Source organism: Mesorhizobium sp. M7A.F.Ca.CA.001.08.2.1, assembly GCF_003998455.1.
GTDB lineage: Bacteria > Pseudomonadota > Alphaproteobacteria > Rhizobiales > Rhizobiaceae > Mesorhizobium > Mesorhizobium ciceri.
Genome location: NZ_RZPW01001476.1, coordinates 1 through 389, shown reverse-complemented (window position 1 = coordinate 389; position 389 = coordinate 1). Strand labels below are relative to the sequence as shown.

General features: G+C 54.5%; 1 protein-coding gene. It reads right to left on the bottom strand.

Annotated elements, in window-relative coordinates:
* Positions 1 to 286, bottom strand: a 286-nt coding sequence (locus tag EN914_RS38070; protein WP_281034717.1) for a helix-turn-helix domain-containing protein, incomplete at its 3' end; no start/stop codon positions are given.
* Between the last annotated feature and the right edge of the window lie 103 nt (positions 287 to 389).

Below are 389 nucleotides of genomic sequence, written 5' to 3'. Positions count from 1 at the left end.
GCATTCCGTGCGCCCTGAGCGACAGCTGTGCGTTCGAGGGAAAAACGATGAGGTCGTTTTCCTCACTCAATTCGCTGTCGGGATAGAATGATAGCAATGCATTCAGAACGGCCAGCGCCCTGTCGCTGATGCCGACGATGCTCTTGCCCTCGCACAGGTTGCGGTAGATCTGCCATTTGTCGACAACCCTGCCCTTAGGAATTTCACGTGAATCGTTTTGCGCTGCCAGCATGGCAAGCGACATCGGCCGCCGCCCAAAGGGCGTCGTCGCAATACCCGTCTCCATTTTCTTCCACCCTCGATTAGGCAAAAGAAATCTGCTCGCCAAAACGACGCCAATGACTCTTGACAGTGATTCGTGGAGATGCGATTCTCGGAGTGCTTAGTTC